Annotated in this window: 8 protein-coding genes, 1 pseudogene and 1 riboswitch; of the genes and pseudogenes, 5 read left to right on the top strand and 4 right to left on the bottom strand. The window is 60.4% G+C overall.

Annotation, left to right across the window (positions count from 1 at the left end):
- Nucleotides 1-300 precede the first annotated feature (300 nt).
- Nucleotides 301-687 carry an MAPEG family protein gene (locus BFP96_RS00760; RefSeq protein WP_065935391.1) on the bottom strand — a complete coding sequence of 129 codons (387 nt, stop codon included), beginning with the start codon at nt 685-687 and terminating at the stop codon, nt 301-303.
- Nucleotides 688-890: 203 nt separating this feature from the next.
- Between BFP96_RS00760 and BFP96_RS00755 the strand changes: the two genes are divergently transcribed.
- Nucleotides 891-2153: a cation:proton antiporter gene (locus BFP96_RS00755; protein WP_065935390.1), complete on the top strand. Its 1263-nt coding sequence runs from the start codon at nt 891-893 to the stop codon at nt 2151-2153.
- Here BFP96_RS00755 and BFP96_RS00750 read toward each other — a convergent pair.
- From BFP96_RS00750 to BFP96_RS00740, 3 genes are all read right to left on the bottom strand, one after another.
- Entirely contained in the window at nt 2147-3034 is an 888-nt protein-coding gene (locus BFP96_RS00750; protein ID WP_065885393.1) for a formate/nitrite transporter family protein, read from the bottom strand. The genes BFP96_RS00755 and BFP96_RS00750 overlap by 7 nt on opposite strands.
- Before the next feature lie 71 nt (nt 3035-3105).
- Nucleotides 3106-4956 carry a patatin-like phospholipase family protein gene (locus tag BFP96_RS00745; RefSeq protein ID WP_371914754.1) on the bottom strand — a complete coding sequence of 617 codons (1851 nt, stop codon included), beginning with the start codon at nt 4954-4956 and terminating at the stop codon, nt 3106-3108.
- 178 nt (nt 4957-5134) lie between these two features.
- Nucleotides 5135-5539, bottom strand: a complete 405-nt coding sequence (locus BFP96_RS00740; protein ID WP_065885391.1) for an acyl-CoA thioesterase — start codon at nt 5537-5539, stop codon at nt 5135-5137.
- A 198-nt stretch (nt 5540-5737) separates the two neighbouring features.
- Nucleotides 5738-5843, top strand: a riboswitch (S-adenosyl-L-homocysteine riboswitch).
- A gap of 21 nt (nt 5844-5864) precedes the next feature.
- Here BFP96_RS00740 and ahcY point away from each other — a divergent pair.
- The 4 genes and pseudogenes from ahcY to BFP96_RS00725 all read left to right on the top strand — a co-directional run.
- Nucleotides 5865-7274 (top strand): adenosylhomocysteinase, encoded by a 1410-nt coding sequence (ahcY, locus tag BFP96_RS00735; protein ID WP_065885390.1) that lies wholly within the window; start codon nt 5865-5867, stop codon nt 7272-7274.
- 37 nt (nt 7275-7311) lie between these two features.
- A pseudogene (locus tag BFP96_RS31610) lies at nt 7312-7401 on the top strand (outer membrane lipoprotein carrier protein LolA); the annotation flags it as partial.
- A 45-nt stretch (nt 7402-7446) separates the two neighbouring features.
- Nucleotides 7447-8292 (top strand): methylenetetrahydrofolate reductase [NAD(P)H], encoded by an 846-nt coding sequence (metF, locus tag BFP96_RS00730; protein ID WP_065935388.1) that lies wholly within the window; start codon nt 7447-7449, stop codon nt 8290-8292.
- Nucleotides 8293-8385: 93 nt separating this feature from the next.
- The coding region (locus BFP96_RS00725; RefSeq protein ID WP_065935392.1) for a hypothetical protein at nt 8386-9155 on the top strand (770 nt) is incomplete at its 3' end.

The raw sequence follows: 9155 nt of genomic DNA, 5'->3' as shown, positions 1-9155 counted from the left end.
AGCAGCCGTTACCGCAGAAACGGATATGTACTCAGTCTGATCCAGCATCCTGGTCGGCCCAGAGGCCGCCATCGGGGGCAAGCCCCCTCCCACAAGGGATCTGCGCTAACCGACTGGCATTGGGGCAAGCCCCCTCCCACAGGGGATCTGCGCCAACCGACTGGCATTGGGGCAAGCCCCCTCCCACAGGGGATCTGCGCCAACCGACTGGCATTGGGGCAAGCCCCCTCCCACAGGGGATCTGCGCTTAACCGACCGGCATTGGGGCAAGCCCCCTCCCGCAAGATTCCGCGTCAGGCTTCAGACCGAAACAAAGAAGAAACTCGCAATCAGCGCCATCCCCACAATCCACACCAGCGAACGCAACATCGCCCAGTCCGCCAGGTAGCAAATGATGTACAGCAGGCGGCTGGTGATAAACAGCACCGCCAGCACATTGATCGTCACCAACTCGGCCGTACCGGCCAAGTGGGCGATAATCACCGCCGCCGCAAAGGCCGGAGTCACTTCAAAGCTATTGAGCTGCGCATTGTGGGCACGCTTGGCAACGCCTCCGACCGTGTCCAGAAACGCGCGCGGGTCGCGGTTATGCCGTAGCTCAAACTTGCCCTCGCTGAACTTGGCCACACCCGTACACAGGTACGGCAGAAATATCGCAATCAACACACACCAGAAAGCCACTGTCATCAGTCATTCCCTTTTAAGATTTATCAAGGCAGTCAAAGCTTCATCACCCATGTGCCAATCAGCCCCACCCACAAGCTATGAGCCGTGACCGGCCGAAAGGTTCTTTCAGGTAATTGCACCTGTTTATACTAAACGACTTCTTATACCAAACGACTTCGCGACGCACGCTGTGCGCCTCTACGTCCCCGCCCCAAGGACCCCGGATGCTTGAACTTGTTGCCGCCTTCATTTGCCTCACCACCCTGCTCACTTATGTGAACTTCCGTTTTATCGGCCTGCCGCCGACCATCGGCGTGATGGTCACTGCGCTGCTGTTTTCGTTGCTCCTGCAAGGCCTCAGTTTCATCGGCTACCCGGGCCTGGAGGAACGCATCCAGCAACTGATCGGCCAGATCGACTTCGGCGATTTGCTGATGAACTGGATGCTCTCGTTCCTGCTGTTCGCCGGCGCGTTGCACGTCAACTTGAGCGACCTGCGCAGCTACCGCTGGCCCATCGGCCTGTTGGCGACCTTGGGCGTCTTGATCGCTACCGTCGTGATCGGCAGCCTGGCGTACTACATTTTTGCCCTGTTCGGCTGGCACGTGAGCTTCCTGTATTGCCTGTTGTTCGGCGCGCTGATCTCACCCACCGACCCGATTGCGGTGCTGGGTGTGCTGCGTACCGCCAATGCGTCGAAGCCGCTGAAAACCACTATCGTCGGCGAATCGCTATTCAACGACGGCACAGCGGTGGTGGTGTTTACCGTGCTGCTGGGCATCGCGCAGTTGGGTGAAACACCGACCCTGGGCGCCACCGCAATGCTGTTCGCCCATGAGGCGATTGGCGGCGTGGTATTCGGCGGGCTGATCGGTTACCTCGTGTACCTGATGATCAAGAGCATCGAACAACACCAGATCGAAGTCATGCTGACCCTGGCGCTGGTGATCGGCGGCTCGGCGATGGCCACCGAGTTGCACGTCTCGGCACCGATTGCGATGGTGGTGGCCGGCCTGATCATCGGCAACCTGGGGCGCAAGCTGGCGATGAACGACATGACGCGGCGCTATCTGGATGGTTTCTGGGAGTTGCTTGACGACATGCTCAACGCCTTGCTGTTCGCACTGATCGGCATGGAACTGCTGCTGTTGCCCTTCAACTGGCTGCACGTATTGGCGGCCAGCTTGCTGGCGGTGGCGATCCTGCTGTCACGCCTGCTGACCGTGGCCCCGGCGATCCTCCTGCTGCGACGCTGGCGCACGGTCCCGCGCGGCACTATCCGCATCCTCACCTGGGGCGGGTTGCGCGGCGGCGTCTCGGTAGCGCTGGCCCTGGCATTGCCGCTGGGCCCGGAACGCGACCTGCTGCTGAGCATCACGTATATCGTGGTGCTGTCGTCGATCCTGCTCCAGGGCCTGAGCATCGGCAAACTGGTCAAGCGCGTGACCCGGGGCGAACCCGAGGCCACGGCCGAAGAACATCACTGATCCTTGTCGACCTGCTGCGGATGCCTCGGGTCCGCAGCCTTCTTGCCCGGCAAGCTGCCCTCACTGCGAATCTGTGCATGGCTGATCAATGCAAAGATAAAGCTGCCACCGATGATATTGCCGGCCAGGGTGGGGCCGGCAAATACCAGCCAGAAGTCATGCCACGACAGTTCACCGGCAAACACCAGGTATGACACTTCCGCCGAGCCCACCACGATGTGGGTGAAATCGCCCAACGCCATCAGGTAGGTGATCAGGATGATGATCCACATCTTGGCGCTTTCCATCGACGGAATCATCCACACCATGGTGGCGATCATCCAGCCGGAGACGATGCCCTTGGCGAACATCTGGCCGGCGTCGTTTTCCATGATCTTGCGCCCGATTTCGAGGAAGGCCATGTCGGTCTTGGTGTCGAATATCGGCAGGTGCAGCATCACGTAGGCCACCAGCAGGGTGCCACACAGGTTGCCCACCAGCACCACCGCCCACAGGCGCAACAGGCGCCCGGCATTGGCCAGGGTCGGCTTGCTCATCACCGGCAACACGGCGGTGAGGGTGTTTTCGGTAAACAGTTGCTGGCGCGCAAGGATCACCGCGAGGAAACCGGCGCAATAACCAAAGCTGGCGATGACCTTGAACGCTTCGCCGTCCGGCAGGCGCGAATTGAGCAATCCCATGGCCATCAGCGACAGGCCCATGGTCAGGCCGGCAGCCAGCGCAGACCACCACAACGCCGCGACGCTGCGCTCCAGTTCCTGGTCGCCCTGGGTACGGATGATTTCGTGCAGCACCGCCGCGCGGGGCGGCTGGTTTTCGTCTACGTCCTGCTGTTCTTCCTGCGACAGATTGGGGGTTTTACCTGCTTCGTCGGTGGCCATGATTATCCGGAGTCCAAGGGGGGCGTGTAGCTACGACACGCGGCCACCGTACCTGTTCAGTGGCCCCGCAACTAAACCGGAATCCTCCAGGCCCTGGCCATTTGTACCGTGGTCAAACCGGACGCTTTATCCCATGGTTTATTACGTGCGCTATAGCGCTCGCCGAGGGTGTCGAGCACACGATTGAACTCGCTGGGCGTGGTAGCCCACCCCAAGTCTTGAGCCGTACGATGGAGCAGTTCGACATTGGCCTCGGGTTGGCCAGGCCGAAACAACGAAGGGTAGATCACCTCCCGTGTGAAGTTGTCTGCCTTGATCGCAATATCGCGCACGCCCATCTGGGCGACAGCACCGACGAGGACTTTGGACACCGGCGGCGCACTGCCTGCGACCTGCCTGGCCGCCATTTGCAGCAATTGCTGAAAGTTGCGCTGATCGGCGCCATTGAGTCGCCCTGCCAACCAGTCGATTTGCTCAGGCCGTTGTACAAGGGCATCCAGGTTGCGCAGCGCTGATGAGATTTGCGGCGTAAACATCAACGTATCGTGGGTCTGATTCGCTTCGGTGATCGCCTGATCCAAGGCTTGCAACGCCTGCTGCGCGTTGCTTCTGAACGTCAGTACATCTACGGCGGCCGCATCTTTTTGCAGCGCCGACTGAACGCTGGCGAGCAGTCGATCATCCATGGCCAGCACGGCGTCATGCAGGCTTTGAAACCCATGATGCTCAAGGGCTGTGGAGCGGCGCTCCAGATGCATCTCCACCGCTTGACGCGCCTTGGCCTGCAAATGTTGCTTGTGCTCATCCTGCATAATGAAGTTGACGGTGCCGCCGAGCAGGCCGCGAAAATCACCTTCTTCGGTCTTCAGCGGCAGTGTGACGACTTGATCGGCAAACGCTTCGAGCTTTTTCTCCTGGAAGGCTTCAGCGGCCGAATGCGCAACACCGGTGACGCGATCGGCCACACTGCTGAGAAAGCTGCCGCTTCGCGCCGGTGTCTCGCTGGTGCTGGGCTCAAACTTGACGATCAACGCTTCAGGCTTGTTCAAGGGACTATCGGGAAATGACCTGTGCACCACACCCGGCGCCGGGGTATTGAGCAATAAGCCACCGTCCTTGAACGCGGTGATTTCACCTGAGGCCTGAAAGCCATGACCTTGTTCCACGGGGCTTTTGAACACCACCGGCAAGGAACCGGAAATATGCGCCGCCCGAGCGATGTCCATCTGTGGGGTCAGATCGGCATTGAACACCACCAACTGCGGGCGCTCGGCAAACATACCGGTGCCGGTGATACTCAGCTGCTTGATCGCGGGGATATACCGGTTCAACACCTCAAGGTCACCGAACGTCGGTGCGCTGCCGGCACTCAACTTGTCGGCAATCTTCATCACTTGCGCGGGCCGGGTGTCCCGAGGGCTTTGCGCGATATGCGCAAGCAGCGACCGGCGCGACTCATTTCGGATCATCTCCTCCAGAGGACAGGCTTCAGTTTGCAGGCGCGGCAACAATGTCACCAATAACTGAGACACATGGCCGACGGGGCCGGGCAAGCGGCCGATGAGCGTGCCGAGTGTGCTACTGGCGTCCTGCATCCACGCCGTCACGGTATCCGTGCTGTTGAGCAGGCTCGGCAGATCAATGCTATCGCATAACCTGTCGAAGGCTGCCGCCCCCAAGCCACTGGCGATCAACGCCGCCGAAATCGCGCCGGCGGATGAGCCGCAAGCCAATTGGATGCCTTGCAGCTTTCCCGCCTGCTCAAGGGCCTGCACCACCCCCGAAAAAGCGATGCCCTTGGCTCCTCCGCCGCTGAGCACCAGGCTGGTGGCTGGCGCCGCCGACAAAATCACTTCGACCCGTCCCCGGTCATCACGCAGCAGCGTCACATTGCGCTCGCCCACCCCCTCCAGCAGAGGCATCTTGGCGCCGGGCGTGGCCGCCGACTTGACCTCGTTATCCAATGAGTGCTGAATCCGGGCACTTGAACTGAACACTTGCATACACAGGCTCTCCATAGGGTGTGAGCCTGAGTGATGAAAGCGTCTCGTGACGATCCGTACGGAATGATTTGGTAAAGCAAATCACACCGCTACGTCGTCACTCGGACAGACTGTCTTCCTTGAACTGATCCTTCACGTATCTGATTTCAGTGCGACCATGGGGCGCCGGCAGGCCATCTTCACCGAGGTTGACGAAGACCATTTTCTCCACGGTCAGGATGCTCTTGCGGGTGATCTTGTTGCGCACTTCACAGGTGAGGGTGATGGAGGTACGCCCGAACTCGGTGGCGGTGATGCCCAGCTCGATGATGTCGCCCTGGCGCGAGGCGCTGACAAAGTTGATTTCGGAAATGTACTTGGTCACGACGCGCTGGTTACCCAATTGCACGATCGCGTAGATAGCCGCTTCTTCGTCGATCCAGCGCAGCAGGCTGCCACCGAACAGGGTGCCGTTGGGGTTGAGGTCTTCGGGTTTTACCCATTTGCGGGTGTGGAAGTTCATGGTCACTCCAAAGCGTCTTGCGAAATGATGGGTAACATCATGGCAGAGCCCGGAGCCAAGCTCTATGAGCCATTGGCTATCACCCCCATGAGCGATCTTCATGCCGCCGACGGAAAGGCTTGGGAAGTGCCGCATACACGGCTATAATCGCCCCCGTTTCAAAACGGTCATCTTCAGTTGATACCGTTCTCCCGCCACCTGTCCGAGGGGCGCTGCAGCAGGCTTGGCCTGTCAGGCTCGGATGGGGCGTTGTCCGGCCTGGTCTTGCAGCTGGATACTAAACGCACAACGGCGCCCATTCGCACACTACGAATGGAGGCTCTTCATGAGCGCTGTCAACACGCCTGCAGATTTCACCGACTACAAAGTCGCCGACATGTCCCTCGCCGCCTGGGGCCGTCGCGAAACCTTTATCGCCGAATCCGAAATGCCAGCCCTGATGGGCCTGCGTCGCAAGTACGCCGCTGAGCAGCCGCTCAAGGGCGCGAAGATTCTCGGTTGCATCCACATGACCATCCAGACCGCCGTGCTGATCGAAACCCTGGTTGCCCTGGGTGCCGAAGTGCGCTGGTCGTCGTGCAACATCTTCTCGACCCAGGACCAGGCCGCTGCCGCTATCGCCGCCGCCGGTATCCCGGTATTCGCCTGGAAAGGCGAGACCGAAGAAGAGTACGAGTGGTGCCTGGAGCAAACCATCCTCAAGGATGGCGCGCCTTGGGATGCCAACATGATCCTAGACGACGGCGGCGACCTGACCGAGCTGCTGCACAAGAAGTACCCGCAGATTCTCGACCGCGTCCACGGCGTGACCGAAGAGACCACCACCGGCGTGCACCGTCTGCTGGACATGCTGGCCAAGGGCGAGCTGAAAATTCCGGCCATCAACGTCAACGACTCGGTGACCAAGAGCAAGAACGACAACAAGTACGGCTGCCGTCACAGCCTGAACGATGCGATCAAGCGCGGCACCGACCACCTGCTGTCGGGCAAGCAAGCCCTGGTCATCGGCTACGGCGACGTGGGCAAGGGTTCATCCCAGTCCCTGCGCCAGGAAGGCATGATCGTCAAGGTGTCCGAAGTTGACCCGATCTGCGCCATGCAAGCCTGCATGGACGGTTTCGAACTGGTGTCGCCGTTCATCGACGGCATCAACGACGGCACCGAAGCGAGCATCGACAAGGCCCTGCTGGGCAAGATCGACCTGATCGTCACCACCACCGGCAACGTGAATGTCTGTGACGCGAACATGCTCAAGGCCCTGAAGAAACGCGCAGTGGTCTGCAACATCGGTCACTTCGACAACGAAATCGACACCGCTTTCATGCGCAAGCACTGGGCATGGGAAGAAGTGAAGCCGCAGGTCCACAAGGTTCACCGTACCGGCGCCGGTGATTTCGACCCGCAGAACGATGACTACCTGATCCTGCTGGCCGAAGGCCGCCTGGTTAACCTGGGCAACGCCACCGGTCACCCAAGCCGCATCATGGATGGCTCGTTCGCCAACCAGGTACTGGCGCAGATCTTCCTGTTCCAGCAGAAGTACGCCGACCTGTCGCCCGCCCAGAAAGCCGAGCGCCTGACCGTGGAAGTACTGCCGAAGAAACTCGACGAAGAAGTGGCCCTGGAAATGGTTCGCGGTTTCGGCGGCGTTGTGACCCAACTGACCAAGACCCAGGCCGACTACATCGGCGTGACCGTTGAAGGTCCGTTCAAGCCGCACGCTTATCGCTACTAAGTAATCAGCTCCACCTGCTCTACCTGTAGGAGCGAGCTTGCTCGCGAAGAACGCCAACGATGACGCAGCGCTTCTGGTTTACAGCGGCGCTCTCAGGTTCTTCGCGAGCAAGCTCGCTCCTACAGTGCAGGTGGGTTGCACAGTCGGCTTCCGAGTTTCAAAGGGTATTACCATGTCCCAAGACCGTCGCTACAGCTTCGAGTTCTTCCCGACCAAGACCGATGCTGGGCATGAAAAACTGATGGCCACCGCCAAGGTGCTGGCCAGCTACAACCCCGATTTCTTCTCCTGCACTTACGGCGCCGGCGGTTCGACCCGTGACCGCACGATCAATACCGTGCTGCAGCTGGAAAGTGAAGTCAACGTTCCCGCCGCTCCGCACTTGTCGTGCGTGGGCGACAGCAAAGCCGACCTGCGCGGCCTGCTGACCCAATACAAGGCCAGCGGCATCAAGCGCATCGTGGCCCTGCGTGGCGACCTGCCGTCCGGCATGGGCATGGCCAGCGGTGAGCTGCGCTACGCCAACGACCTGGTGAGCTTCATCCGCGAAGAAAGCGGCGATCACTTCCATGTCGAAGTGGCCGCATACCCGGAGATGCATCCCCAGGCGCGCAATTTCGAAGACGATCTCAAGAACTTCGTGCGCAAGGCCAATGCCGGCGCCAACAGTGCGATCACCCAGTACTTCTTCAACGCCGACAGCTACTTCTACTTCGTCGAACGTGTACAGGCCATGGGGGTGAACATCCCGATCGTGCCGGGCATCATGCCGATTACCAACTACAGCAAGCTGGCGCGCTTCTCCGACGCCTGCGGTGCCGAGATCCCACGCTGGGTGCGCAAGCAGCTGGAAGCCTATGGCGACGACGTCAAAAGCATCCAGGCGTTCGGTGAGCAGGTCATCACCGAGATGTGTGAGCAATTGTTGCAAGGTGGCGCGCCAGGGTTGCACTTCTATACCCTGAACCAGGCTGAACCCAGCCTGGCCATCTGGAACAACCTCAAGCTGCCACGCTAAGGCTTGTCCGGTGGTGCCAAGGCCCTCGTTCAGACGAGGGCCTTTGTCGTTTTACGTTGTCGTTTCAGGTATCCAAGGGGAACCCCGCAGTCCATGAATACAGTGCCTTCCACTTCCCGTCCGCAGCTGGTCTACCTGGTCTTCGGCGCCGAGACCTACCACCAGGAAGCGGTATTCAGCATCGCCAGCGCGTTGGCCTTCCTGCAAGACGACCCCGATGCGGCCGTGGACATCCAGGTATTCAGCGACAACCCCGAACCCTATCGCCTGCTGCCGGTAAGCGTGCGCCCCCTGGACGAAGCCACCCGCAAACGCTGGAGCGAACCCCACGGTTATCACTTTCGCACCAAGCACGTGGTGCTGCGCCAGGTGCTGCAGGAATCGCCGGTGGCGCTGCTGATCGACACCGACACGTTTTTTCACCGCTCCCCCCTGGCCTTGTTCGAGCGCGTGCAGCCGGGCACGCTGCTGTGCAACGCCTTCTACACCCGGTACGGCGACAACCACGAAAGCATTCTCTACACCGCGCTTCACCAGCGCCTGCTCGACATGGGCGTGGCCGGTGACGACATGATGACCCTCAACTCCGGCGTGATGGGCCTGACCCAACAGGACGCGCACATCCTCGACCGTTCCATCGAGTTGATGGATGAACTGTTCCCCCATGCCCAGGGCGCCTACACCCTGGAAGAGTTCTGTCTGTCCATCGCCGCCTATCGCACGCTCAACGTGCGCGAGTGTCCGGACCTGATCCACCATTACTGGAGCCGCAAGCAGCTGTTTCGCGCCAAGGTCAAGGCCTGGATCGCCAAGCACGCCGCCGCGCCCACCAGTGCGCTGGCCCTGGCCGACACGCGCCAGGT

Origin of the sequence: Pseudomonas sp. 34 E 7 (assembly GCF_900005715.1) — a bacterium.
GTDB lineage: Bacteria > Pseudomonadota > Gammaproteobacteria > Pseudomonadales > Pseudomonadaceae > Aquipseudomonas > Aquipseudomonas orientalis_A.
Note: the sequence above shows the minus strand (reverse complement) of the source record. Positions and strands in the feature narration are given on the sequence as shown.